This window comes from Spartobacteria bacterium UBA695 (assembly GCA_002298145.1).
Taxonomy (GTDB): Bacteria; Verrucomicrobiota; Verrucomicrobiia; order Chthoniobacterales; family Chthoniobacteraceae; genus UBA695.
Genome location: DBMP01000006.1, coordinates 214,100 through 238,702, shown reverse-complemented (window position 1 = coordinate 238,702; position 24,603 = coordinate 214,100). Strand labels below are relative to the sequence as shown.

At 61.0% G+C, this 24,603-nt stretch carries 22 protein-coding genes; 5 read left to right on the top strand and 17 right to left on the bottom strand.

Annotation, left to right across the window (positions count from 1 at the left end):
• Positions 1–8: 8 nt before the first annotated feature.
• From nuoK to nuoD, 9 genes are read right to left on the bottom strand one after another with little or no spacing between them, the layout of a single operon-like run.
• Positions 9–326: an NADH-quinone oxidoreductase subunit NuoK gene (gene nuoK / locus B2828_RS02925; protein WP_479632187.1), complete on the bottom strand. Its 318-nt coding sequence runs from the start codon at positions 324–326 to the stop codon at positions 9–11.
• A gap of 2 nt (positions 327–328) precedes the next feature.
• Positions 329–829 carry an NADH-quinone oxidoreductase subunit J family protein gene (locus tag B2828_RS02920; protein WP_479632186.1) on the bottom strand — a complete coding sequence of 167 codons (501 nt, stop codon included), beginning with the start codon at positions 827–829 and terminating at the stop codon, positions 329–331.
• A 24-nt stretch (positions 830–853) separates the two neighbouring features.
• Complete coding sequence (locus B2828_RS02915; protein ID WP_479632185.1) at positions 854–1,384, bottom strand: NuoI/complex I 23 kDa subunit family protein; 531 nt, start codon at positions 1,382–1,384, stop codon at positions 854–856.
• Positions 1,385–1,390: 6 nt separating this feature from the next.
• A complete protein-coding gene (locus B2828_RS02910; RefSeq protein ID WP_479632184.1) occupies positions 1,391–2,581 on the bottom strand; it encodes a complex I subunit 1/NuoH family protein in 1,191 nt (396 codons plus the stop codon).
• A 6-nt stretch (positions 2,582–2,587) separates the two neighbouring features.
• Positions 2,588–4,225 carry an NADH-quinone oxidoreductase subunit G gene (locus tag B2828_RS02905; RefSeq protein ID WP_479632183.1) on the bottom strand — a complete coding sequence of 546 codons (1,638 nt, stop codon included), beginning with the start codon at positions 4,223–4,225 and terminating at the stop codon, positions 2,588–2,590.
• A 12-nt stretch (positions 4,226–4,237) separates the two neighbouring features.
• Entirely contained in the window at positions 4,238–5,644 is a 1,407-nt protein-coding gene (gene nuoF, locus B2828_RS02900; protein ID WP_479632182.1) for an NADH-quinone oxidoreductase subunit NuoF, read from the bottom strand.
• A 4-nt stretch (positions 5,645–5,648) separates the two neighbouring features.
• Positions 5,649–6,149, bottom strand: coding sequence for an NADH-quinone oxidoreductase subunit NuoE family protein (locus B2828_RS02895; protein ID WP_479632181.1), 501 nt, complete (start codon positions 6,147–6,149; stop codon positions 5,649–5,651).
• A 3-nt stretch (positions 6,150–6,152) separates the two neighbouring features.
• A complete protein-coding gene (locus tag B2828_RS02890; protein ID WP_479632180.1) occupies positions 6,153–6,476 on the bottom strand; it encodes a hypothetical protein in 324 nt (107 codons plus the stop codon).
• 3 nt (positions 6,477–6,479) lie between these two features.
• Positions 6,480–7,748, bottom strand: a complete 1,269-nt coding sequence (nuoD, locus tag B2828_RS02885) for an NADH dehydrogenase (quinone) subunit D (RefSeq protein WP_479632179.1) — start codon at positions 7,746–7,748, stop codon at positions 6,480–6,482.
• Positions 7,749–8,133: 385 nt separating this feature from the next.
• Between nuoD and csrA the strand changes: the two genes are divergently transcribed.
• The 5 genes from csrA (at position 8,134) to rplQ (ending at position 11,747) form a co-directional block, all read left to right on the top strand.
• Positions 8,134–8,346, top strand: coding sequence for a carbon storage regulator CsrA (csrA, locus tag B2828_RS02880; protein WP_479632178.1), 213 nt, complete (start codon positions 8,134–8,136; stop codon positions 8,344–8,346).
• Positions 8,347–8,425: 79 nt separating this feature from the next.
• A complete protein-coding gene (locus B2828_RS02875) occupies positions 8,426–9,526 on the top strand; it encodes an Lrp/AsnC family transcriptional regulator (RefSeq protein ID WP_479632177.1) in 1,101 nt (366 codons plus the stop codon).
• A gap of 173 nt (positions 9,527–9,699) precedes the next feature.
• A complete protein-coding gene (locus B2828_RS02870) occupies positions 9,700–9,984 on the top strand; it encodes a helix-turn-helix transcriptional regulator (protein ID WP_479632176.1) in 285 nt (94 codons plus the stop codon).
• A gap of 302 nt (positions 9,985–10,286) precedes the next feature.
• Positions 10,287–11,273, top strand: a complete 987-nt coding sequence (locus B2828_RS02865; RefSeq protein ID WP_479632175.1) for a DNA-directed RNA polymerase subunit alpha — start codon at positions 10,287–10,289, stop codon at positions 11,271–11,273.
• A 27-nt stretch (positions 11,274–11,300) separates the two neighbouring features.
• Entirely contained in the window at positions 11,301–11,747 is a 447-nt protein-coding gene (rplQ, locus tag B2828_RS02860) for a 50S ribosomal protein L17 (protein ID WP_479632174.1), read from the top strand.
• A 214-nt stretch (positions 11,748–11,961) separates the two neighbouring features.
• On the opposite strand, the gene hrpB is transcribed toward rplQ, so the two are convergent.
• From hrpB to B2828_RS02820, 8 genes are all read right to left on the bottom strand, one after another.
• Complete coding sequence (gene hrpB / locus B2828_RS02855; protein ID WP_479632173.1) at positions 11,962–14,502, bottom strand: ATP-dependent helicase HrpB; 2,541 nt, start codon at positions 14,500–14,502, stop codon at positions 11,962–11,964.
• 98 nt (positions 14,503–14,600) lie between these two features.
• The gene (locus B2828_RS02850; protein ID WP_479632172.1) at positions 14,601–15,545 is read right to left on the bottom strand and encodes a glycoside hydrolase family 43 protein; all 945 of its coding nucleotides are present in this window, start codon (positions 15,543–15,545) and stop codon (positions 14,601–14,603) included.
• A gap of 418 nt (positions 15,546–15,963) precedes the next feature.
• Positions 15,964–17,568, bottom strand: coding sequence for an L-aspartate oxidase (gene nadB / locus B2828_RS02845; protein ID WP_479632171.1), 1,605 nt, complete (start codon positions 17,566–17,568; stop codon positions 15,964–15,966).
• A 14-nt stretch (positions 17,569–17,582) separates the two neighbouring features.
• A complete protein-coding gene (gene panC, locus B2828_RS02840; protein WP_479632170.1) occupies positions 17,583–18,428 on the bottom strand; it encodes a pantoate--beta-alanine ligase in 846 nt (281 codons plus the stop codon).
• Positions 18,429–18,573: 145 nt separating this feature from the next.
• Complete coding sequence (locus tag B2828_RS02835) at positions 18,574–18,981, bottom strand: hypothetical protein (RefSeq protein WP_479632169.1); 408 nt, start codon at positions 18,979–18,981, stop codon at positions 18,574–18,576.
• A gap of 272 nt (positions 18,982–19,253) precedes the next feature.
• Positions 19,254–21,029: a glutamine--tRNA ligase gene (gene glnS, locus B2828_RS02830; RefSeq protein WP_479632168.1), complete on the bottom strand. Its 1,776-nt coding sequence runs from the start codon at positions 21,027–21,029 to the stop codon at positions 19,254–19,256.
• 370 nt (positions 21,030–21,399) lie between these two features.
• The gene (gene gltX / locus B2828_RS02825) at positions 21,400–22,728 is read right to left on the bottom strand and encodes a glutamate--tRNA ligase (RefSeq protein WP_479632167.1); all 1,329 of its coding nucleotides are present in this window, start codon (positions 22,726–22,728) and stop codon (positions 21,400–21,402) included.
• A gap of 48 nt (positions 22,729–22,776) precedes the next feature.
• Positions 22,777–24,492, bottom strand: coding sequence for a hypothetical protein (locus B2828_RS02820; RefSeq protein WP_479632166.1), 1,716 nt, complete (start codon positions 24,490–24,492; stop codon positions 22,777–22,779).
• Positions 24,493–24,603 lie beyond the last annotated feature (111 nt).

Here is a 24,603-nt window from a genome sequence, read left to right as displayed (position 1 = left end):
GGAATCGGTTAGAACTTCAGGCTGGTAAGGTCCTCGACGTGCGTGGTCTGTTTGGCACGGTAGAGCGCGACGATGATGGCGAGCCCCACGGCGACCTCGGCGGCCGCCACGGTGATGACGAAAAAGACGAGCATTTGGCCGTTGTAATCCGGCAGGCCGTTGGCCACGCCAAACCGGGAGAAGGCCACCAGCGAAAGGTTCGCCGCGTTGAGCATCATTTCGAGGCCCATGAAAATGACGAGGATGTTGCGGCGCAGGAGCACGCCCGCGAATCCAAGCGAAAAAAGCAGCCCGCTCACAAGCAGGTAATCGTTGAGGGTAACCATGGTTAGTTCAGTTCACGTTTGCTCAGGACGACGACCCCGATGCTGGCGACCAGAATGAGCACGCCGATCACCTGGAAGGGGAGGTTGTAATGGCCAAAGAGCGTCAGGCCGATGTTGACGGCGTCAGGGTGGGGGAGCGAGAGGGGAGGAAACTCGTGGTTGCCCTTCGGGAAATGCCGGAGCACGAGCACGACCTGGCTGGCGAACAAACCCGCGATGACGACTCCGCCAATCAGTGCCGAGAGGCGCACTTGGCGGCGCTGCTCGGCTTTCAGGTCGAGCAACATGATGATGAAGAGGAAGAGCACCATCACCGCGCCCGCGTAGACGAGCACCTGGACGATGCCGATGAAGGTGGCGCTCAGCGAGGTGAAGAGCGCCGCCAGGCCGAGGAACGAAACGGCTAGGCTCAGCGCGCTGGCCACGGGATTGCGGTTGATGAGCGTCGCCGCGCCGAAGCCGAGCGTGATCGCGGCGAAGATCCAGAAAAGAGTGGGAGACATGGCAGGAGAGTGACTAAAAGGTGACTATTTCTTCTCGTTCCATTTGTTGACGAGCCCGGTCTTGATGCCGCCCATTTCGAGGAGCTTTTCCTTGTTGTGCATCAGTTGCGTGCGGGCGGTGCCGGTGAGCGCGTATTGTTTTTGGAGGAAGATGGCCTGTTCGGGGCAGACTTCCTGGCAGAGGCCGCAGTAAATGCAGCGCAGCATGTCGATATCAAATTCTGCCGGGTATTTCTCCACTTTGCCGAATTTGTCCCCGGCCGGGATTTCGCCGGGTTTGATGCGGATGGCGCGCGGTGGGCAGATGAATTCGCACAGCTGGCAGGAGACGCAGCGGGTGCGGCCGTGTTCGTCGCGCACCAGCGTGGGCGCGCCGCGGTAGTACTCGGGGAGATGGGAATCCCACTTTTCCTCGGGATACTGCATGACCACGTGCGTTTTGCCGCGGAGCATCCGCCAGAGGTGCCCGAGGGTGATTCTCAAACCCGCCAAAACCGAGGGCAGGTAGATCTTTTCCGCGAAAGTCAGGTTGGGACGTGAAACTTTGTAGGCCATGGCGTTTTAGGGCACGAAAGCTAGGATGAGCGCGGTGAGGAAGATGTTCACGAGCGCGATTTCAAAGAAGTAGATCCAGCCCAGCTTCATGAGCTGGTCATAACGGAAGCGCGGGAGCGTCCACCGGATGGCGATGAAGAAGAGCAGGAAGGCGATGACCTTCACGAAGAAGACGCCGATATTGACGAAGCCCAAGAGGAGGCCGGCCAGGCTCGGCGCGCCGCCCTCGGGGATGCCCGGGAAGTGCCAGGCGCCCAGGAACAGTGTGACGATGAAGGAGGAGCCGGTGATCATCGCGGTGTATTCGCCAAGGAAGAAGAGGGCGAATTTCAGCGAGGAATATTCGGTGTGATAGCCACCGACCAGCTCCGTTTCGCCTTCGGGAAGGTCGAACGGGAGGCGGTTGGTTTCTGCGAACATCGCGATGGTGAAGACGATGAAGGAGATGAGGATCGGGACGATGATGAGGTAGGAGCCCAGCGTGCCGGGAAGATGTGGCTTGGCCGCCGTGATGCCCGGCAGGATCATCCAGCCGTTCTGCACTTGGTAGCTGACCAAGTCCACGAGGTTCAATTTCCCGACGATCATGAAGAGCGGCACGACCGAAAGGCCGAGAGAAAGTTCATAGGAAATCAGCTGCGAGGTGGAGCGCACCGCGCCCAGGAACGGGTATTTGGAATTGGAGGACCAACCGGCCAAGACGATGCCGTAAACGCCCAGGGACGAGATGGCGAAGACGAAAAGCGGGCCGATGTCGATGTTGGCAATGACCATATCGACGCCCCAGATCTTGCTGCCAAAGGGGATGACGGCCAGCGAGACGATCGCCGCGCCGATGCCGAGGCCAGGGGCGATCCAGAAATAGAATTTCTTAACGAAGGCCGGGGTGAATTCCTCTTTAAGCAAGAGCTTCACGGCGTCGGCGATGGGCTGACCCAAACCGCCCAGAATCGGCGACCAGTCCCGCCACTTGATGCCGAAGAGGTTGCCGAAAAGGCTCAACGGGAAGCCGGTGCGGTTCGGCCCGAGACGGTCCTGGATGAGCGAGCTGACGCGGCGTTCGGCGTAGACGGTGTAGGAAACCATCACGAGCACGATGCACAGGAGGCCGATGGATTTGGCCAGCGTCGTCCAGAGCAGGAAGGGGATCGAAGCGGGGTCGATCAGCGGGTGGAGAAATTGGAGAATCGCGTTCATCAAAGGTTAGAGGGAGAGTTGCACGCCGAGGTCGCCAATTTTGCTCAAGGAAAGACCGGCGAGGGCCGGAACTTCCGCCGACATGGCTTTGAATACCTCTTCAATGGTGGTGAAACCGGAGACGGACTCGGTGAGAGCCTCGATCAGGCCGACCAGGATTTCCCAGTCGTCCCGGGCGATGCCGGGAGCAGCCACGGCGCGGTTGAGGCGCTGGAGACGGCCCGTTTTGTTGATCATCGAGCCGCGCTTTTCGGTGAACCCGGCGGCGGGCAGGATGTGCGAGGCGAAACCGGTGGTCCGGTTGGGAAGGAGGCTGGTGACGATGAGCGTCTGGAGTTTGTTCAGGTCGGCTTCGATCAAGCCTGCGTCCGTCGCGTCTTCGCCGAGGACGATGAGCGCCTTGATCCTGCCTCCGCGAATGCCGCTGGCGATGACTGGGAGCGCCGAGCCCGGTTCCGTAGCGCTGAGGCCCAGGAGCTTGGCTCCGGCGGTGTTCGGGTTGCGATCGGCGGCGACGAGCAGGTCGTCGGCTTTGCCGGTGTGAGAGATGATGTCGTGAATCGGGTTGCCGAGCTTTTTAAGGAGCCGGGCGGCGAGGAAAAGTTCTTCGTTGGTCAGGCGGCCCGAGGCGATGAGGGCGATCTCCTCCGGTTTGAGGGCCTTGAGGGCTCTGGCCGCGCTGGCGAGCGCCGCTTTCCAGTCGGCTTCCGGCGCGCCCTTGACGACGGGCTCCAGGAGCCGGTCGGCGCTTTGCAGGTAGTGGAAGTCGAGACGGCCGTGGTCGCACATCCAAGACTGGTTGACGTCGTTGTTTTCGCGCGGCGTCTGGCGGTAGACGACATTTTCGCGAGCGCCGATTATCGTGTTGCAGCCGGTGGCGCAGCTTGTGCAGATGCTCTTGGTTTCCTTGAGGAACCAGGTGCGCATCTTGAAGCGGAAATCCGAGGAGGTCAGTGCGCCGACGGGGCAGAGATCGACGGTGTTGAGCGAGTAGTTGCTATCGAGTTTGCGGTCCGGGTAGACGGCGATCTCGTTGTAGCTGCCGCGGTTGACGATGCCGATGACGTCGTCCTTGGCCACCTCGCGCATGAAGCGGATACAGCGGGTGCAGAGGATGCAGCGCTCGGCGTCGAGGGTGACGCGCGGTCCGATCTCGACGCGCTTGGGCTTCTTGACTTTCTGCTCGATGAAGCGGCTCTTGGCCTGGCCGTAGTCGAAGGAAAACTCCTGGAGACGGCATTCGCCCGCCTGGTCGCAGATGGGGCAGTCGAGCGGGTGGTTGATTAAGAGGAATTCGAGGATGCCTTCGCGCGTTTCCTTGACGATGTCCGAATCGGTGCGGACGGCGAGGCCTTCGCTCACATCCTGGGCGCAGGAGATGTTCGTGCGCGGGATCCAGTTGTGAACCGGCTTGCCGTCGGGGCCGAGCTCCGGCTTCCGGTCGGGGCCCATCTTCGGCATGCCGAGCTGGACCATGCACATGCGGCAGTTGCCGGGGGCAGAGAGGCGCGGGTGGTAGCAGTAGCGCGGAACGTATTTGCCCGCTTGCGAGCAGGCTTCGATGACGCGCGTGCCCTTCGGAAATTGATGCCAGACGCCGTCAATCTGGACGTTGACGAGATTTTGAGGTGCTTCGTTGCTCATCAGAAAAAGAGGCTAGTGCTGCGCTCCGGTTAAAATTTCGCTGGTGAATTCCGGCGGGGTGAACGCGGGAACTTGCTTCTTCGCCTTTCCGGCGAATTCCTCTTTAAACTTGGCCACGAAGCTCATCGTCGGCCACGAGCAGGCTTCGCCAAAGGCGCAAATCGTTTTGCCCGCGATGCGGTTGGAGACGCTGGCAAGCAGCTCGGGATCGCTCTCCACGCCGCCGCCTGCCAGGATGCGGTCGGTGATTTTGCGCATCCAGAGGGAGCCTTCGCGGCACGGGGTGCATTGGCCGCAGCTTTCGTGGGCGTAGAAGTGGTTGAGATTGTTGAGGACCTCCACCATGTCGCGTGTGTCATCCATGACGATGACGCCGCCGCTTCCGGCCATGCTGCCGCAGGCGGCCATGGTGTCGAAGTCGAGCGGGATGTCCAGCACCCCGATTTCGTTCTCCACCATGGAGCCGTCGGCTGCTTTGGCTTTAAGCTTGAAGCGTTCGTCGGCGCGGAAGACCTTGGCGGAGCTGCCGCCGGGGATGATCGCTTTTAGGGTGCGGCCCGGCTTGAGCCCGCCGCAAAAGTCGTTAATGAGTTCGCCCATTGTGATGGAGCCGACTTCGATTTCGAAATAGCCGGGCTTTTGCACGTCGCCGCTGACGCCGATGATGCGCGTGCCGGTGTTGTTCGGCTTGCCGAGCTTGGCGTAATCCGCACCGCCCATCTTGACGATATGCTTTATGTGGCAGAGCGTTTCGACGTTGTTGACGATGGTGGGGCACATGTAGAGGCCCAGGACCGCCGGGAAATAGGGAGGCTTGATGCGCGGATAAGCGCGTTTGCCTTCAAGGGATTCGATCAGGCCTGTTTCCTCACCGCAGATGTAGGCGCCCGCGCCCCGGTGGACGTAAATTTCGAGATCGAAGCCGGTGCCGAGCAGGTTCTTGCCCAGGAAGCCCTTGGCTTTGGCTTCCGCGATGGCGTTTTCGAGGATTTTGGCTCCGTGGGGAAACTCGCCGCGAATGTAGAGGTAGGCCAGGTGGACGTTGAGCGCGAAGCACGAGATGATCATGCCTTCGATCAACTGATGCGGGTCCTGGTGGATGATGTAGCGGTCTTTAAACGTGCCGGGCTCGGATTCGTCGGCGTTGCAAATGAGGTAGACCGGTTTCGTTTCGCCCGGGCGGATGAAGCCCCACTTGACGCCGGTGGGGAAGCCCGCGCCACCGCGTCCGCGAAGTCCGGAGGCCTTGACCTCGGCGACGATGTCGGCCGGTTTCAGGGTGACGGCTTTCTTGAGCTCGGCGTAACCGCCATGGCGGAGGTAACAGTCGATATCCGGCGTGTAACCTTCGCGGTCGATGTTGGCGAAGATCATCCGCTTTTCGCGCGGGTGTGGGATGCGGCGTGCGGGCGCTGGCATGGGCTTAACGGTATTTAGAAAGGATGGTTGGAATTTCTTCGGCGGTCACGCGTTCGTAGAGGTCGTCGTTGACCATGATGACGGGGCCGCTGCCGCAGCTGGCAAGGCATTCCACTTCCTCAATGGAAAACTTGCCGTCGGGGCTGACGGAAATGGGCGATTCGGCGCTGTTGGCGTGACGGAGCGGGGGGATGCCCGCGATCTCGCAAATCGTGGTCTTGAGCCCCTCGGCTCCGGCCAGTGCGCAGGAGAGCGTGCGGCAGATGCGGATGTGGGCTTTGCCCGCCGGTTGCCGCCGAAACATCGGGTAGAAGGTGACGATCTGCTCGATCTTGATCGCCTCAAGTTCCAGTTTCGCGGCGATCCACTGGATCATTTCTTCCGAAATGTACCCGAAGTGTTCCTGAAAGAGATGCAGCAACGGGAGCGAGGCGCTCCGTTTGGAAACGGGGTAGTGCGAGATCGCCTCGTCGACTTGAGCTTGGAGTTGCGGTGGAATCTGCATGGATTATTTGAGGGTTCCCGTCATGGCCGGGAGGCCGTTTTTGGCGCCGGTGCCGAGCCGGTCGCCGAAGAAGAGCAATTCGATTTTCTTGCCGTTCTGTTCATACACATAGCGCGTCACCGGGGTCGTCTTGACTTCCTGCGAGACCAGCTCCGGGGCGGATTCCACCCGGGTGGGCGCGCCCAGGATCGACTCGACCTCCTTGGTGGTCATGTCCGGCTTGACGGCGTTCAGGTTGGCTTCGGAGATCTTGCGCTGGCAACCGTCCAAGACGAGCAAGGTAACGAAAGCGGCGAGGGCTGTGGTAAAAAGGAACGGGATTTTCATGCTTTACCGGTCGCATTCACCCATGACGAAGTCCAAGCTGCCGATGATGGCCGGGACGTCGCCGATGAGGTGGCCCTTGAGGGCTTCGCCCAGGATGCTGATGCTCGTAAAGGAGGGCGAGCGTACCTTCAGGCGGTGGGGCGAGCCGCCGCCGAGGCTGTTGATATAGAAGCCGAGTTCCCCCTTCGGGTTTTCCGCGGCGAAGTAGACTTCCCCCTCCGGCGCTTTGACTCCTTCGGTGTAGAGCATGAAGTGGTTGATCAACTCTTCCATCTTCGTGAGGACCTCGCGTTTGTCGGAGCGGTAGTTCTTCGGATCGGTGACGGTGACGGGCCCGGAGGGGAGTTTATCAATCACCTGGCGCAGGATCTTGATGCTCTGGCGCACTTCCTCCACGCGCATCATGTAGCGGTCGTAGCAGTCGCCCACGGTGCCCACGGGGATGTCGAAGTCGTAGCGTTCGTAATCGAGGTAGGGCTGCTTTTTGCGCAGATCGTGGTCCACGCCCGAGCCGCGCAGATTAGCGCCGGTGAGACCGTAGCTGATGGCCGCTTCCTTGGAGATCACGCCCACGTCCTTGGTGCGGTCGACGAAAATTCGGTTTTTGGAGATGAGGGCCTCGATTTCGTTGACCACGGGCTCCACTTCATCGAGGAATTTTTTGAGCTGGGGAATGAAGCCTTCGGGGAGGTCCCGCAGTTGGCCGCCGACCCGCGTATAGCTGGTCGTCAGGCGCGCGCCGGTGAGGAGTTCGCAAAGGTTGTAGACCTTTTCGCGCTCGGCCATGACGTAGAGAAAGACCGTCATGGCACCGACATCCATGGCGTAACAGCCAATGCCGAGGATGTGCGAGGAGATGCGGGCCATCTCACAACAGATCACGCGGATCGCCTTGCCCCGGGGCGGCAGTTCCAGGCCCATCAGCTTTTCTACGGCTAGTGCGTAGGCTACGTTATTGGCCAGCGGCGCGAGATAGTCGAGGCGGTCGGTATACGGTACGAACTGGTTGTACTGCATGTTCTCGGCAATCTTTTCGCTGCCGCGGTGCAGATAGCCGATGTGCGGGGTCGCCTTCAGGATCGTCTCACCGTCCAACTCCAACACCACCCGCAGCACGCCATGCGTCGCCGGGTGGGAAGGGCCCATGTTGAGAATCATTTTCTCCCCGAGCATGTCGGAGACTTCGTCGCCAGCAAAGGCAGCCGGGTCGAGATTTTTAGAGACGCGTCCGAGCGGGTCGGACACTGAGAACTCTTGCGTTGTGCGGGCCATTTTTCGGTGGGTAAAAGGGATTGGACGGTGGAAAATGTAAGGTCGTAACGGAAAGCGACGCAAGTGTATTTGTGAAAAATTTCACAAAGTGAGAAATTTGCGCCGTGAAATCCGCCCCCCGGATTCGTTTGCGAAGGGGCATTTTGGCGGAAAGAACTGTCCTTTCATTTTTCTGAATGCTACAGATTACGGTTTGTAACACACTGTTTAATTTGATGTAAAACCCCATTCATCGTCACGAAGAAAGAACGTTGAAGAATTAGCGCCATTAGTGGAAAAACTACGCATTGATTACTTGCGGGCACGCGAAATTCATCGGAGATTGCCCCAGACTCAAAACTGACGCGGGGCCTCCAGTTCCGCCTATAGAGATAGAAACAACAACATGCTAGTCTTATCACGCAAAGTGGGGGAAACCATCATGGTCGGCGATAACATCGAGATCATGGTGACTCGAATCGAGCGGGACACCGTTCGGATCCGGATTGCGGCCCCTCGGGAAATTCCGATCTTCCGGGGCGAGCTCTACCGCGAAATCAAGAAAAACGCGGGCGAGGCTCCTGAAGCACCCCAGGCCCCGACCTCAACCGCCCTCTAGTTAAAGCCGCCCCCAAATACACCCCAACCCTTAGTGCCGCACAGGTTTCCCAAAAGAATCTGTGCGGCTTCTTTTGCCGATGCCCTCGACCCTCCCTTCCGATCCCGTAAACGCGCGCATCCTTGCCATTTCGGAAGACCGTATAGCGGGCTTTGTACGCGAACCCTTTGACGCCATTGCCGAACTCTCCGGCGTCCCCCTCTCAACCGTCCTAGAGCGCATCGCCGCCATGCTGCGGGCGGGCACCGTCCGCCGGGTGCGCCAGACGCTCATCGCCACCAACCTCGCCGACGGCGCGCTAATCGCCTGGCGGCTGCCAGAAAAAAAGCTCCAGGCGGCGTTCGACTTTATCCTGAAAAACGACCCCTTCTCCGGCCACGTCGTCACCCGCTCAGTGGAAGCCGGAGCCTACGGCGGCGAGTACCGGCTCTGGACCACCCTTAAAGTCCCCGCGGGCACAGACATCGGGGCGCATTGCGACATTTTACGTAGCCACATCGGCGCGGACCACTTCGAGCTCATGCCCGCCCTCGGCGTATTCGCCCTCGGCGTGGGCCACACCCGCCGCCTTCAGGTCGAGCCGGGCGACAAAACCCCGCACCGCGCCGCCATGGTCCGCCCAAAGATCGTCTCCCTAAGCGACCTGGAATGGCGCGTCCTCCTCTCCCTAAAGCGGGAATTCACCCCGGAGGAAATCGCCCCCAACCCATGGAAAGCCCGCGCCCTGGAGGCCGGAGTATCGCTCGGTACCTTCTTCGAAGTCGCCCAGTCCCTGGCCGAGCGCCACGTCATCGGGCGGTTTTCGACCTTCCTGGAACACGTCAAACCGGCCGAAGCCTCGGGCGAAGCCGTCAGCAGCTTCAACGGCCTCTTTCACTGGGCCGTCCCCGCCGGACGCGAAGAAGAAGCCGGGGGAGAGATCGGTCGGCACGAAATATTGACCCACTGCTACTGGCGCAACGGCGGCCCCACCTTCGGCAACGTCAACATCATGGCCGTCGCCCACGGCTCCGAGCGCGGGCGCGTCCTGGCCCACAAAGCGGCCATCGACGATCACCTCGCCCAATGCGGCATCCCCGTGAGCTACAGCGCCGTCTTCTGGGGTGGCCGCAGCGAGATCCGCCCCTCTGAAGTCTCGCCCCGGGAATACCGGGAGTGGCTGGAGCGGATGGGGAAGTAAGGGGCCCGCTGAGTGCGTGCGCCTTCCTTTTCCTTGTTCCCAATCTCCAGATTGGGAACATCCCTTGGGGGCGAAACTCCGTTTCGCGGCGGTCGGGGCGAAAAAAAGTCAAAAGTTACAAACCTGATCCTGATCAGGAACACCTCTGGCAAAATTATCCGCTACTCTGGGGCATGCCTCGGCAATCCCGCCCCATTCGCAACGTTATCGGCTCTAATTTGAAACGGATTCGAAAATCCCGTGGCCTGACTCAGGCCGCACTTGCAATTCGGCTGCATAATGCGGGTTGGGAAATAAGTAAAAAAACCGTTGCCGCCATAGAATCCGGGTCGCGCCGTACGGTTGACCGTGAATTAATCTTGCTTGCAGATATTCTTGAAGCCAAGGTCAGCGAATTCTTCCCGCCCTTTGAAGAAGTGCGCCAGCTTGTCTCATCTCCCGCCTTCAAGCGCAACTAACCCCCACTTCTCCTAGAAGCGCGCAAGTTTTTAGTTGCAAATCAGGGCAATTTCGTGTTTCTTCGCCCCTCCCAAGCGCTTTTAAGAACTTCGCCGTTGGTCCTTGGGCCGCCTCTTACGAGGGCAGGCCGACCGCGCCAAGGGTAACCCGGCGAACCAGAGAAAGATCGAGCAAGCTTAGAGACAGAATATTTGAGGCGGAACCCGCTGAAACACAGAGCGGCTTCCACCGGAAAATCGGGATAACCCGCCTCTCGCTTGCCGTTATTTACCCTATGCCAGTTCGTTTAGGCCGTTTCGAAATGCCGAAAACTCTCGTTAAAGACGAGAGCAACGCCACGGAAACCTACGCCAAGTTCATCGCCGAGCCCTTCGAGGCCGGCTATGGCCACACCGTGGGCAACTCGCTGCGCCGCGTCCTCCTCTCCTCCCTTGAAGGCGCCGCCATCACCAACGTCCGCATCCAGGGCGCCCAGCACGAATTCGCCACCCTCCCGGGCGTGGTCGAAGACGCCACCGACATCGTGCTCAACTTGAAGAAAGTCAAATTCAAGAGCGCCGACCACGAAACCCGCCGCCTCTCCCTTAATGTCACCAAGGAAGGCCCCGTGACCGCCGGAGACATCCAGGAAGTCGCTGGCCTCGAAGTCCTCAACAAGGACCAGGTCATCGCCACCCTCGACAAGAAGCAGAAATTTGAAGCCGAGCTCGAAGTCAAAGTCGGCCGCGGCTTCGCCACCGGCGACGAGAACAAGTATCCGGACATGCCCATCGGCGTCATCCCGATCGACTCCATCTTCTCCCCCGTCACGCGCGTCAAGTACGCCGTCGAGGCCACCCGCGTAGGCCAGCGCACCGACTACGACAAGCTCGTCCTCGAAGTCTGGACCGATGGGCGCATCAAGCCCGAGGACGCCCTCCTGCACGCTTCCGCCATCCTTCGCCACCACCTCGACCCGTTCGTCAACTACGACGAGAACGCCGTCGAATTCGACGAAACGCCGAAGGAAGTCAGCCAAGAGAACGCCGCCTTGAAGAAGCTCCTCAACATGAGCGTCAACGAGATCGAACTCTCCGTTCGGGCCGCCAACTGCTTGAACAACGCCAACATCACCACCGTCGGCCAGCTTGCCCAGAAGACCGAGGCGGAGATGCTCAAGTACCGCAACTTCGGCAAGAAGTCGCTCAACGAAATCAAAGAAAAGCTCACCCAACTGGGTTTGAGCCTCGGAATGAAGTTCGATACCAACCTCATCGAATCTCCGACCGGCGAAGCCTACGCCCGCTAAACTTAAGGCAACCAAGGAAATACCATCATGCGTCACCAGAAAAAGACCGTCAAACTAGGGCGGACCACAGCGCATCGGGATGCCCTCCTGGCCAACCAGGTGGTCAGCTTGATCGAACACACCCGTATCACCACCACCCTCGCGAAGGCCAAAGCCGTTCGTCCTCTGGCGGAGAAGCTCGTGACCCTCGGCAAGAAGGGGACCCTTCACGCCCGCCGCGTGGCCCTCTCCTACCTGCACCACAACGAAAAGGCCGTGACCAAGCTTTTTGCCGAAGTCGCCCCTCGTTCCGCGAACCGCAACGGCGGCTACACCCGCATCATCAAGACCGGCCCCCGTCTGAGCGACGCCTCCTCCATGGCGTTCATCGAATGGGTGGACCAAGTCGCGCCCGAAGCGAAGGAAGAAGCCAAGGTTGAAGCGAAAGCCGAAGCCCCCGCCGCCGTCGAGGCGACCGAAGAGAAGAAGGACTAAGCGCCTCTCTCTCCAAGAGAAAATATTGAGGGATTCCGGTTCGCCGGAATCCCTTTTTTGTTATTAGCCGAGCGTTCCAAAAACGCTTTCGAGGCCCTCGTTACGAATCTCCAGATTCGTAACGTCCCTGTTCAGGAAAACTCTGTTTCGCCCCCATTGCGTTCCCCATATAGAGATTGGGAACCAGGAAAACGCTTCGGCTTCGGGACGGTCTTTACTTCCAGAGGTGCTTCGGGTAGCGGCGTTGCAGCTCCGCCTTCACCTTGGGGTACCCCTCGCGCCAGAACGTCGCCAGGTTTTGCGTCACCTGGATCGGACGTTGATTGGGGGCCAGCACCTGGATTGTCACCGGCACACGCCCGGCGGCGATGAGGAGTTGCTCTTCCACGCCGTAGAGATCCTGGATGCGCACCGCGATCGTCGGCCCTCCTGCGGCGTCATAGGCGATCTTGAACTTGCGTCCGTTGGGCATTTCGAGCCGTTCGGGGGCGAATTTATCCAGGAACCCGGCCTGTTGCGGGCTCAGCCACTCTTTCAGCACCGGCCAGACCTGGCGCTCTTTGATTTCCTTGTACGTCGCGGCGCCGTAGCAGAGCTGCTCAATGAGCGCCGCCCGGTCCTCATCGCCCAGCGAGGGAAGTTCCAGCTCCGGCATCCATTCGCGGAGGCGGTTGAGCCGGATGATCCACTGTTCCACCGCGTGGTCCCAGTGCGTCAGAGGGCAGTTTCCCGCCAGCACCTCGCGCGCCAGGTGCGCCGCCGCTTCGCCGGGCGGCACCTTATCGGTCAGCGACGAAGCCAGCACCAGGTCGTGAAAACGCCGTTCATTGCGTGCCATGACGCGGCGCAGCGTTTTGTCGTAGAAAACCTCCGTCTCCTCTGAAAACGCTCCCGGAAACAGCTCGTGGAGCCACGCTTCGTCAATCGCCGTGGCCAGCGAAAGAAGCGTCTGTACGCCCCCCTTGCCGCTGATTTCGCGGATCTCCCCGACGACCAAGAGCGGCGAATCGCGCACCACGCTTTCCCGCGCCAGCACCCCGCGCCGCCCGTGGACCATCGCGCAGCGGAGCGTGCCCGAGTCGAGCCTTACGGCCACCTGGTCCGGGAACCCGGCCAGGATGCACTTGGCCAGCGCCTCGTCGGGCGAGACGCCGGGCGCGGTGCGGTCCGTGGTGGAGAGGCCTTCCGCCTTGGCGATTTTGAGGAATTGCTCGAAAAGCTGCCCCGCCTCGCGCGCGGCGATCGAGTTGACGCCGAGGCTGCGGGCGATTCCCCCGTTGTGGCCCGTGACCTCCCAGGCGCGCATCATCAGGAACAAATCCGAGGCGTGCCCTTCGCCGAGGGCCCGGTCCCGGGCATCGTCGGTCTCGTTGCCGCCGCGCCGGAGCAAATTGCGCCCCTGGGTGAGGGCCGCCGCCAGCGCCGCCTCGCGCACGCAGCCGTAGTCGTCGGCCGCCAGCAGCATCCGGGCGTAGCGTGGATGGAGCGGGAAGGCGAGCATCCGGCGGCCTTGGTCGGTGATGGAGCCGGTCTGGGGATCGAGCGCCCCCAGGTCGCGCAAAAGCGTCTCGGCGCGCTCCAGCGAACGCGGATCTGGCGGCTCCAGCCAGCGGAAGGCAGCGATATCCTCCACGCCGCCCGCCTTTAGCGTGAGGACCACCTCGGCCAGGTCGAGCCGCTTTACTTCCGGGAGCTCCTGCGCGGCCCGCTCAAGGTGCTCGCGCTCGCTCCAGAGCCGGAGCGCCACGCCCGGGGCGGTGCGGCCTGCGCGGCCCGCTCGCTGATCGGCTGAGGCGCGCGAAATCTTCTCCACCAAGAGTGTATTGATGCCCCGGTACGGGTCGAACCGGGCGATGCGGGCCAGCCCCGCGTCGATCACCACGCGCACTCCGTCGATTGTGAGCGACGTTTCCGCCACATTGGTTGAAACGATCACCTTGCGCTTCTCGTAGCGTTCCATCGCGGCGTCCTGATCGGCCACGGGAAGCTCGCCATGGAGCGGCAGGGCGATGAAATCGCGACCCGCCTTGGAGGCGCGGATCGCTCCGATGGTTCGCGAGATTTCGTAAGCCCCCGGCATGAAAATGAGTACGTCGCCCTCGGTGCAGGTCGCGAGGCCCTCCAGCGCGTCGGCGGCGAGATCCCACACGGGCGTCTGGTCAGCGCGAACGGGGCGGGGGAGGTAGCGGATCTCCACCGGGAAGGTCCGGCCCTCGCTTTGCAGCGTGGAGCAGGGGGCCAGGTAGCGCTCCAGCCCGGCGGTATCGAGCGTGGCCGACATGACGACGAGCTTCAAATCAGGCCGCCGCGTGGCCTGTAGATCGAGCGCCCGGGCAAGCGTGATGTCGCCGTAAAGATGCCGTTCGTGGAATTCGTCGAAGAGGATTGCCGAAACGCCGCGTAGCCCCGGGTCATTGAGCATCTGCCTGAGAAGCACCCCTTCCGTGACAAACCGGATGCGTGTCTTGGCCGAGGCGACTTTGTCGAACCGGATCTGAAAGCCGACCTCGTCGCCCAGCTTGCCCCCGCGCTCGGAGGCGACCCGCGCCGCCAGCATTCGCGTGGCCAGCCGCCGGGGTTGGAGCACGACGACTTCGCCCTGCCCGAGGAGGCCGTTGTCGAGGAGCATCTGCGGCACCTGGGTCGATTTACCGGACCCCGTGGGCGCTTGCAGCACCAGGCGCGGCTCACGGGCGAGCGCGGCGGTGATGGCGTCCTCAAGTTCGAAAATCGGCAGTTCGCGGCGGCGGGTCATTGGGAGAGCCTACCGGATTTTTGAGCCGCAAAAAGGCGCAAAAAACGCAAAGGAAGAAATCCGTCTCCTTTATTTGCGTCTCTTGCGCCTTTTTGCGGCTAATCCTCCGACTTACATCGGGGGCCCTGGCGGGTCCACGAGATCGGCGCGATGCAGAGCTGGCGGCGGGCCATGTTGGCGTCCCAGGCATGGTAGGCCATGTAGTCTTTGCCGTTGGGGGCGGTGACGAGGCTGTTGTGGCCGGGGCCGATGACTTTCCCGGGAATCGTGTGGAGCACGCGCGGGCCGGTTTCGTTTCCGTCGCTGGTCCAGGGGCCCGTGATCCGGTCGGCCACGGCGTAGTCTACGCCATAGGTCTCGTTTTCCCATCGGCCGGAGCTGTAGAAAAGATAATATTTGCCGCAGTGCTTGATGACCGCTGGGCCCTCCAGCGTGTGCCAATCGTAGTGGCTGCCGTACATCGGGCGGTTGGCCTGGAAGCGCTGCCAGTCATGCTGGGCGCGCAGCACCGTCCAGGGCTGGCCTGCCACGCGGTCCATGGTTTCCAGCCGGTCGCACGCTAGTGCCGTTCCGGGGCGGTCGCCGTCCAGGAAATCGTGGGCGTAGAAGAGATACCACTGGCCGTCGTCGTCGCGAAACGGGTGGGCGTCGATGGCAAAAGGCGGATCGTCTGGTGCGATGAGCGGGGCGGGGTGTGCATCCCGGTACGGTCCCGGCGGTTCGTCGGCCACGGCTACGCGGATCTGGTGGTGCTTGTCGCCGAAGCCTACCGAGTAGTACATCCAGTAGCGGCCGTTGGCAGCGGCGACCTCCGGAGCCCAGAACGTGCCGCCGAACTTCGGGTCGGGGCGTTCCAGAGCTTCGCCGAGGCGCTTCCAGTGGACGAGATCGCGCGAGTGGAGCATGGAAAAGACCCATCCGGCACTTTCCTTGACCCCGGCGACCTCCTCGCGGCCCGTACCGACCGCGAAATACTCGGCCCCGGCCTTCCAGACGAACGGATCGGCAAAGTACTCGTCGAAAACAGGATTCTGATAACGCATTGGCCCTCCCCCGAGGACTACGCACCGCGCGGGGCCGACGGATGGGAAACAGAAGGGATGCAAGGGGGAACGCCCCTTGCCGGAGGGTTTGGGAGGCGGCGCCTCCCATCTCCTGGTCTTCTGGCAAGGCGGACGTTCACCCCCCCGTAACACAGCGGCGTTTTCCGGCCTGTGCCCGCGCTTTCATAGCTCTTTAGCCCGCCTTGCCGTCTCCCGAAAAGAGCGCAGCGTTTTTTTCGGGAGCGGGACGCCAAGGAATAACCGGATTCGCTGCGCTCTCCAGCGTGTGTAAGGCGGGGCTTATGTGGCCGCTACACAAGACGCGCTTTTTTTGAGCCCGCCTTACAGATGGTTTTGGCTTCTGGGGCTCTGCCCCAGTCCCCGGCAAGGGGCATTGCCCCTTGCATCCCATCTTTTTCTACCACCAGTGCATTTCGGTGTTTTTGAGCCAGCGGGCGTCGTCTGTCTGCGGGTAATCGAGCGTGTAATGCAGGCCCCGGCTCTCTTTGCGCTGTAAGGCACAATCGACGATGAGCGCGGCTGTGGTTGCCAGGTTGCGCAGTTCCAGCAGGTCGGTATTGGGCTTGAAGTCCCAGTAAAATTCCTGGATTTCGCGCAGCAGGTTGCGCAAACGGGCGCTGGCCCGCTTGAGCCGCTTGTCGGTGCGCACGATGCCGACGTAATCCCACATCAGGCGGCGGATCTCATCCCAGTTATGGTAAATGACCACCATTTCGTCCACGTCATGCGCGTCGCCGCTGACCCATTCGGGGATCGGCACCTCGCTGGGCCCGTGGCCATTGACGGGAATGTCTACCAGCACATGGTTAATGGCCCGGTGCGCAAGCACCACGGCTTCGAGCAGCGAATTGCTCGCCAGGCGGTTGGCCCCGTGCAGCCCGGTGCAGGCCACTTCGCCGATGGCATAAAGCCCGCGCAGGCTCGAAGCGCCGTTGTCGTCGGTCAGCACGCCGCCGCATTGGTAGTGCGCTGCCGGAACCACCGGGATGGGCTGCTTGGTAATGTCGATGCCGAGCTTGAGACAGCCCTGGTAAATCGTCGGAAAACGTTCGGCCACGAAATCGGCCGGTTTGTGGCTGATATCGAGGTAAACGCACGCCGCGCCGGTCTTCTTCATCTCGGCGTCGATGGCGCGGGCCACGATATCGCGCGGAGCCAGAGCCCCGAGCTTGTGGTATTTGCCCATGAACTCGCGCCCCTTGGCATCCACGAGCTTGCCGCCTTCGCCGCGCACCGCCTCGCTGATCAAAAACGAGCGCCCCTGCGGGTGGAAAAGGCAGGTAGGGTGGAACTGGATGAACTCCATGTTGGCGATGGTCGCCCCGGCGCGCCAGGCCATGGCCACGCCGTCGCCCGTCGCCACGTTCGGGTTGGTCGTATAGAGGTAGACCTTGCCGCAGCCGCCCGTGGCCAAAATCAGGCGGTCGGTGCGAAAGGTCTCCACCTTCTCGGTCGCTTCGTCGAGCACGTAAACGCCCACGCAGCGGTCCTCGGTGGCTTCGCCGAGCTTGCCGGTGGTGATGAGGTCGACGGCGGTGTGGTTTTCGAGCAGCTCGACATTGGGCGAAGCCTGGGCCGCGCGCAGAAGCGATTGCTCAATCTCCCGCCCCGTGGCGTCGCGGGCATGCAGGATGCGCCGCTTGGAGTGGCCGCCCTCGCGCCCGAGATCCAGCTCGAATTCGCCGCTCTCCGCCTCGCGTTCGTCGAAATGGACGCCGATTTCCATTAGCTCCTTAATGCGCGCCGGGCCCTCGGTGACAATCGTGCGCACCATCGATTCCTTGCAGAGCCCCGCCCCGGCGGTGAGCGTGTCGCGCACGTGGAGATCGAACGAGTCCTCGCTGCTGGTAACGCAGGCCACGCCCCCCTGGGCCTGGCTCGTGTTGGAGTCGATGCCCATGCGCTTGGTGATGACGGCCACCTTGCCGTGGCGAGCGGCCTTCAGCGCGAAGCTCAAGCCCGCGATGCCGCTGCCAAGTACGATAAAGTCATAATTTTTCACGAAATGGGTGTCCTTCAGAGAGAAATTTCGATGTTGTCGATGAGCCGGGTTTTGCCGAACGCGACGGCCACGGCGATGAGGAGTTTGCGTGTTTTCGGCCCCGGCTGGGCGAGGCTACCGGCGTCCACGGCCTCCACGTAGTCGATCTTGGCGAGGGGGGAGGTGGCGATGGTTTTTGCCACGAGGTCGCGGAGCTTGGCGGGCGAATGCTCCCCGACCTTGGCTGCTTTGCGGGCTTCGAGGAGCGAGCGGCGCAGGATGAGCGCCTCGGAGCGTTCCTTGGGCGAGAGGTAGCGGTTGCGGGAGCTCATGGCGAGGCCGTCCGGCTCCCGGTAGATCTCCACGCCGACGAGTTTGATCGGCATATCCAGGTCGCGCACCATGCGGCGCAGGATGGCGAGTTGCTGGTAATCCTTTTTGCCAAAAACGCCAATATCAGCCTGGAAAAGGTTGATGAGCTTGCTCACCACGGTACAGACGCCGCGGAAATGGATCGGGCGGGACTTGCCACAGAGCCCCGTGGAGAGGGCCGTTTCGTTGACCCACGTGGAGGCGTCGGGCTCGTAGAAATCCTCGGGCTTGGGATTGAAGAGAAAATCAACGCCCTCCGCCTCGCACTTGGCGATGTCTTCGGAGATGGGGCGGGGATATTTGGAGAAGTCCTCCTTGGGGCCGAACTGCGTCGGATTGACAAAGACACTGACGGCCACGGTTCCCTTGGGACCGGCCAGCGCTCGGGCTTTTCGGATCAGCGTGAGATGCCCTTCATGGAGAGCCCCCATCGTCGGCACCAAGACGAGGGGACGCGGTACACTGCGGCGGATGCGCACCACGGAAGCAGGCGTGCGAAGAATTTTCACTATGAGCCCGGGAGGGTAGCAGCTTTTGCCGGGTAATAAAAAGGCATTTTTGCCCGGGAAGCGGATTGGAGGCTCCCGAGCGTCCTTTGCCCAGTGGACTGCCTCGTTTTTGAGTTAAACTGCCGCAACGTGGGGAGCAAAAACCCTAAGGAATCTTCAATTCACGAGGAACGGCGGTTGAGTTTGCTCCACCCCTACTTCTGGCGATTACCGTTTCGCGGTTTTCTTGCCACCAAGCGCGCCAAGTGTTGATGTATTCGTCGGGATTTTCGTTAAAATGCTGCCATCCCGGCATAACTGGAAGGTCCCTGGATTTGTAATGCAACTTCTTTACGGAGAAATGCAGGGAGAGAGCGCCGACATATTGAAGCTCAGGATCGGGGTCCGCTAATTCCTGGGACCAAAGATCGAACATTTTTTCCGAAGGCTCGGCGCGATCCAGGGATCGGGCGGCAATTCTTCGCGCTTCGGGTATTTTGCTGTGGAAAAATGCGATAAGCAATTCGGTGTCGTTGGCTTGCTTAGCCTCGTATACGGCATCGCTCCAAATCATTTTTGGGTTTGGCCGAACCCTTTGGCAGAGGCCCGACGGGTTTTTGGAAAACCGAACCCCTACGAAACCTACGATAGCAAATCCCAGTAACATCAAAACCACGCAACGAACCTGTATCCAGAATACTTCCGATCGATTCATGGTCATGAAGCTACTTGTGCGCCTGCGAAAATATCGAAGCAAGGTAAATTGGTGTTTTCCTTCTGGCGCGAATACAAAAAAGGCGCAAAGAGACGTTCATCCCTTTGCGCCTTTGAGTAAGCTAAAAGCGACTACTTCTTGGCTTCCTTAGCCCAGGTGTCCTTCAGGGTGATCGTCCGGTTGAAGACGAGCTTGCCCGGGGCGCTCTCTTTATCGAGGGCGAAGTAGGCCAGACGCTCAAACTGATAGCGCTCCTCCGGCGTGGCCTGGGCCAGCGAGGGTTCGCATTTCGCGGTGATTACTTCCAGGCTGTTCGGGTTGAGGTGGGCTTTGAAGTCCCCCTCGGCATCCGGTTCCGGCACGGTGAAGAGGCGGTCGTAGAGGCGCACTTCGGCGTCGATGGCGTGCTTGGCGCTCACCCAATGGATCGTCCCTTTGACCTTGCGGCCTTCGTTGGGGCCGCCCCGCTTGGTGGTAAGGTCGACCGTGCAGCGCAGCTCGGCGATGTTGCCCTCGGCGTCTTTGACGACCTCTTCGCACTTGATGATGTAGCCGTACTTGAGCCGGACCTCGCCGCCCGGACGCAGGCGGAAATACTTGGGCGGCGGGACCTCCCGGAAGTCCTCGCTCTCAATGTATAGCTCGCGAGTGAAGGGGACCTTGCGAGTGCCCGCGTTCGGGTCCTCGGGGTTGTTCACCGCGTCGAGTTCCTCGGCGTAGTTCTCGTCGAGATTGGTTAGCACGACCTTGATGGGCCGCAGCACGGCCAGCTTGCGGTGGGCCACGTGGTTTAAGTCATCGCGGATGGCGTGGTCGAGCACGCCGACTTCCGTGAGGCCATCATACTTGGTAATTCCGATGTTGTAGGCGAAATCGCGCAGTGCCCGGGCCGGAACGCCACGGCGGCGGATGCCGGAGATCGTGGGCATGCGGGGATCGTCCCAGCCGGAGACGTAACCCTCGCGCACGAGCTGCATCAGTTTGCGCTTGCTCATCACCGTGTAGGAGAGGCTGAGCCGGGCGAATTCGTATTGATGGGGCAGGGGACGAGGCAGTTCCAGCGCTTCGAGGATCCAGTCGTAAAGCGGCCGGTGAACCTCGAACTCCAGCGTACAGATGGAGTGCGTGATGCCTTCGATGTAATCCTCCAGGCAATGGGCGAAGTCATACATCGGGTAAATGCACCATTTTGCGCCGGTGTGATGATGCTCGGCGTGGCGGATGCGGTAGATGAGCGGGTCGCGCAGCCAGATATTGGGCGCGTCCACGGTGATCTTGGCCCGCAGCGTGTGGGTGCCGTCGGCGAATTCGCCAGCCTTCATGCGCTCGAAGAGATCGAGGTTTTCCTCAATGCTCCGGTCGCGGAACGGGCTGGCTTTGCCGAGGCGGCGGTATTCGTCGGTCTGTTCCGGCGTCATGTCGCAGACGTAGGCCTTGCCGAGCCGGATCAGCGCCACGGCGTATTGGTAAATCTGGTCGAAATAGTCGCTGGCGTAGAACGGCTCGACCTCCGGCGTGCCCACGGGCACCGCGCCGAGGTGAAAGTCGGTCTTGCCGTTGACGGTTTGCGTTTCCGGTTTTTTGCCCTTCGGCTTGAGGCCCAGGTGGTCGTTGGCGAAGCCGGAAATGAGCCAGTTCACGTCGGCCTGGATGGAATCGACATACTCCACGTCCTCCTTGGTCGGGTTCGTGTCGTCCATGCGGAGGTGGCACGTTCCGCCAAATTCGCGGGCGATGCCGAAATTCAGGCAGATCGACTTGGCGTGCCCGATGTGCAGGTAGCCGTTGGGCTCCGGCGGGAAACGCGTGATGATTTTCGGGTAACGCTGCGCCTGGACATCTGCGGCGACTACGTCGCGGATAAAGTCGGACGGGGTGGGCGAAGGTGCTTCGGCGGAAGGGTTCATGATGTTCAAAAGCGAACGTTAGCAACCATGGGAGGGAAGTTCAACCCTTTGGAACCCAAGAAATTCAGAAAGGGAGCTTTTGCACCTGGTTGTAATTAACAAAAACTTAACGTTTTTGACATACCTCAAAGATTAACCTTCTTTGATATAAGATTTATACGCAGCCAGAGCGCGCTGAAATCCAAACTCGGCAGCTACTGGGGGCGTTCCGGATTGGTTGTTGTTTGTCTTGTGCCCAAACTCTATTTGGGCACAAGCTTGCTCCCGCAACTTGATTGCGGCAATGGAGTTGCCGGAGCACTGGCGTTCCCAAATAGAGTTTGGGAACGAGGAATTGGAAATCCGCGGATCGACCTCAATCCGTCGCTGCTTACTTAAACTTCTCCACCGTCTTGCGAATGCGGGCCACCGTCCGGTCCTTACCAAGCACTTCCATCATGTGGTAGAGGCTTGGGCCGACAGAGCGGCCGCTCACCGCGATGCGCGAGGGGTGGATGAGTTCCTTATTCTTCCAGCCATTGGCCGCTGCCGTGCCCTTGAGCGTGGCTTCGATCGCCTCCGGGGTCCACGTCTCGCTGGCTTCAAACGCGGCGGCGAGCGCCGTCAACTTATCCAGCGCGCCGGGGACCTTGAGCGCCTTTTCCACGCCCTCGTCCTCGTAAGCATAGTCCTCGGTAAAGAAAAAGCTGATGCGGTCGGGTACTTCATCGAGCTGCTTGGTCTTTTCCTTAACAATGGCCAGTACGGCGGTCAGTTCCGCGTCGTTTTTGTAGGGAATAGCTGCGCGGTCGATGAAGGGCCGGGCCAGTTGCGTAAAGCGCTCCAGGCTCATGTGCAGGAGATATTGCACATTCATCCAGTGGCATTTTTCGAGGTCGAACGACGCCGCTTTGCGGTTGATGTGGGCCAGGTCGAAGCGTTCGATGATCTCTTTAATGTCGAAAATCTCGCGGTTTTCCTTTGGCGACCACCCGAGCAGGCAGAGGAAATTCACCACCGCCTCGGGGGCGTAACCCTGCTCCATGTAGCCGCCGACCGCCGCGCCCTGGTCGCGCTTGCTCATTTTGGAGCCGTCGCGGTTCAGGATCAGCGGAATGTGGGCGAACTGCGGGTGCGGCACGCCGAGGGCTTCGTAGAGCTCCACGTGCTTGGGCGTGTTGGAAAGGTGGTCCTCGCCGCGGATCACGTGCGTCATGCCCATCTCGATGTCGTCGACCACGTTGACGAAGTGGAAGATCCAGCCTCCGTCCGGGCGGCGGATGGTGATGTCGGGGTGGATCTCGGCGTTGCTCATGTCGAACTCCACGTGGCCGCAGACCAGGTCGTCGAATTTGACCACCTTGCGCAGCGATTTGAAGCGCCAGGAGCCGTTCTCCTCCTCGTAGAGGTGTCCGGCGTCCTTGAGCTTATTGAAATAGCGCAGGTAGATGTCCTCGCGCTCGCTCTGGAAATAGGGGCCATGGTTGCCGCCTTTGAAGGGGCCTTCGTCCCAGTCCAGGCCGAGCCAGTTCAGGCCGTCGTAGATCGCCTGCGTGGCTGCTTCCGTGTTGCGCGCCTTGTCGGTGTCTTCGATGCGCAGAATGAACGTGCCGCCGGTGTGGCGGGCGAAGAGCCAGTTAAAAAGCGCGGTGCGCGCGCCGCCGACATGAAGGTAGCCGGTGGGCGAGGGGGCAAAACGAACACGGACGTTGGAACTCATAGGAACCGCCCATCCTGCACGAGCCGCCGGGGAATTTCAAGACCCGCGCTATTTCTCGTACTGCCAGCCGTGCCAGTTGATGATCGGTTTGTACCCGGCAGCCGCCGCGCGGTCCCATAACAGCGCCAGGCAGGGGTAGGCCCCCTCGGCCTGGAAGGTGTGGGTTCCCGGGGCCAGTTCGCGGGGGCCGTCAAACGGTTGGCCGTCCAGAAGGCCGTGCACCGGGAGGCGCTTGCTCCAGAGGACGTAGCTGCCCCCGACCGCCACGGGGAAGGTGAATAGTGCCCCCGGGGCCGTCTTGCCCACCGAGAGGATGCGCCCCGAGACGCGTACCTGCCCGATGGTGAGGTAATTCTCCGTCAGGAAATCGACCGTGTCTTTCAGGTACGATTGCTTGCGGTTAAGGACCACATGCACGTTTTTGGCGACTAGGTCCTCTTTAATCGTGTCCTTGATGAGCTTGCGCGACATCCGGTTATAGGTCAGCGGTTCGATGACGTAGTAGAAGGCGCGTTGCCGGAAAACCGCCTCGCCTTTGAAGTCCATCACATACTCGCCCGGGCGGGTCAGTTGCAGCACTTCGCGCAGGATTTCCCGCTCGAAGAGCGTGCCGTTGATCCCCGGGGGGCGGCCTCCGAGGATGAGGGCGATTTCAATCACGCCGACGGTTCCCATGACCCAGGGCGTTGCGCGGCTTCCCAGCCGGGCCGCTCCGTACAGAATCCACGGGACGACCACCAGCACGGCCACCGGGTAGAAGGGGAGGTAATCCTGCCGGGTGATTAGCGCCCAGAAGCTCATCAGCGCCGTATAGTAGAACCCGGCAAAGAGAAACAGCGTGGCTTGCCGGACCGCGCGCGGCGTCGCCCCGCGCCCGATGAGGGCCGCTCCAACAAGGAAAAACGGGAGCGCGATAGGAAACGCGAGCCGGTCGCTCATCGGGTGCGCGTTTTTATCGACCGAGAGCATCATATTATGCTGAATTACTCCGTAATAAAATTCATGCCAGCACCCTTTGGCTGCAAAGGCCGCGCAGAGAATGGCCGGGACCACCACGACCCCCGCCGCAATGACGAGCGCCGCCTTGAGTTGTGTTTTCAGCACCGCGGCATCCAGCCGCCGCGCGGCGATGTGCGGGGCGATCCCCGCGGCCAGCGCGGCCATGGCTAAAATCAGCGTGGTTTTCATCGAAACCCCGGCGGCCAGGCCGAGCAGCAGCCCGCCGGTGAACCAGGTTTTCCAGCCGGGTTTGCCGGTGATGAGCACCGCCAGCGCGCAGAGCCAGAGGGGGGCCCAGAGGTTGTCCGTACGGTACTCCAGGGCGGGGAAGAACCACCACGAGAGGAGCGAAATGCCCACCGCGCTCCAGAGCCCTGCCCGGCGGGAGTAGACCTCGCAGCCGATCTTCCAGACCGCCCAAAGGCAGACCAGCCAGAGCGGCACCATGGCGAAGCGCATGTAGGTCAGGATATCCGAGCGCTCGCCGATCAGCGCCACCAGGGGCGAAAAGAGGAGGTGGAAAATCGGCGTGTGATTGTCAAAAAAGTCGCGATACTGAATCAGCCCCTGTGTCCACCCCCAAGTTGTGTGAAGGTGCTGCGGCTCATCGTTATCGTAACGAAACCGGAAGATGTAAAAACAACGCAGCGCCAGCGCGCAAAGCAGGAAAAATGAGGCAGCCCAGCGTTCACTGCGAGGAATTTCAGGAGCGCTGGCGACGGTTTGTGGTTTGGCAAGTTGCTGCATTGGGGTGGCGAGTAACATAACGAAGAGCGGGGGGGTGAAAAGAGAAATTCGAAACAGGGGGGGCAAACGGGGGGGCCCTACGGCTTGTTTTTTTCTCATTTTCCTTTGGGTCGTTCCGGGGTATCCCTA

Bases quoted from the DNA above. Each gene is read 5' to 3' on its own strand.
- nuoK (WP_479632187.1), bottom strand. From the start codon at position 326: ATGGTTACCCTCAACGATTACCTGCTTGTGAGCGGGCTGCTTTTTTCG.
- B2828_RS02920 (WP_479632186.1), bottom strand. From the start codon at position 829: ATGTCTCCCACTCTTTTCTGGATCTTCGCCGCGATCACGCTCGGCTTC.
- B2828_RS02915 (WP_479632185.1), bottom strand. From the start codon at position 1,384: ATGGCCTACAAAGTTTCACGTCCCAACCTGACTTTCGCGGAAAAGATC.
- B2828_RS02910 (WP_479632184.1), bottom strand. From the start codon at position 2,581: ATGAACGCGATTCTCCAATTTCTCCACCCGCTGATCGACCCCGCTTCG.
- B2828_RS02905 (WP_479632183.1), bottom strand. From the start codon at position 4,225: ATGAGCAACGAAGCACCTCAAAATCTCGTCAACGTCCAGATTGACGGC.
- nuoF (WP_479632182.1), bottom strand. From the start codon at position 5,644: ATGCCAGCGCCCGCACGCCGCATCCCACACCCGCGCGAAAAGCGGATG.
- B2828_RS02895 (WP_479632181.1), bottom strand. From the start codon at position 6,149: ATGCAGATTCCACCGCAACTCCAAGCTCAAGTCGACGAGGCGATCTCG.
- B2828_RS02890 (WP_479632180.1), bottom strand. From the start codon at position 6,476: ATGAAAATCCCGTTCCTTTTTACCACAGCCCTCGCCGCTTTCGTTACC.
- nuoD (WP_479632179.1), bottom strand. From the start codon at position 7,748: ATGGCCCGCACAACGCAAGAGTTCTCAGTGTCCGACCCGCTCGGACGC.
- csrA (WP_479632178.1), top strand. From the start codon at position 8,134: ATGCTAGTCTTATCACGCAAAGTGGGGGAAACCATCATGGTCGGCGAT.
- B2828_RS02875 (WP_479632177.1), top strand. From the start codon at position 8,426: ATGCCCTCGACCCTCCCTTCCGATCCCGTAAACGCGCGCATCCTTGCC.
- B2828_RS02870 (WP_479632176.1), top strand. From the start codon at position 9,700: ATGCCTCGGCAATCCCGCCCCATTCGCAACGTTATCGGCTCTAATTTG.
- B2828_RS02865 (WP_479632175.1), top strand. From the start codon at position 10,287: ATGCCGAAAACTCTCGTTAAAGACGAGAGCAACGCCACGGAAACCTAC.
- rplQ (WP_479632174.1), top strand. From the start codon at position 11,301: ATGCGTCACCAGAAAAAGACCGTCAAACTAGGGCGGACCACAGCGCAT.
- hrpB (WP_479632173.1), bottom strand. From the start codon at position 14,502: ATGACCCGCCGCCGCGAACTGCCGATTTTCGAACTTGAGGACGCCATC.
- B2828_RS02850 (WP_479632172.1), bottom strand. From the start codon at position 15,545: ATGCGTTATCAGAATCCTGTTTTCGACGAGTACTTTGCCGATCCGTTC.
- B2828_RS02835 (WP_479632169.1), bottom strand. From the start codon at position 18,981: ATGATTTGGAGCGATGCCGTATACGAGGCTAAGCAAGCCAACGACACC.
- glnS (WP_479632168.1), bottom strand. From the start codon at position 21,029: ATGAACCCTTCCGCCGAAGCACCTTCGCCCACCCCGTCCGACTTTATC.
- gltX (WP_479632167.1), bottom strand. From the start codon at position 22,728: ATGAGTTCCAACGTCCGTGTTCGTTTTGCCCCCTCGCCCACCGGCTAC.
- B2828_RS02820 (WP_479632166.1), bottom strand. From the start codon at position 24,492: ATGTTACTCGCCACCCCAATGCAGCAACTTGCCAAACCACAAACCGTC.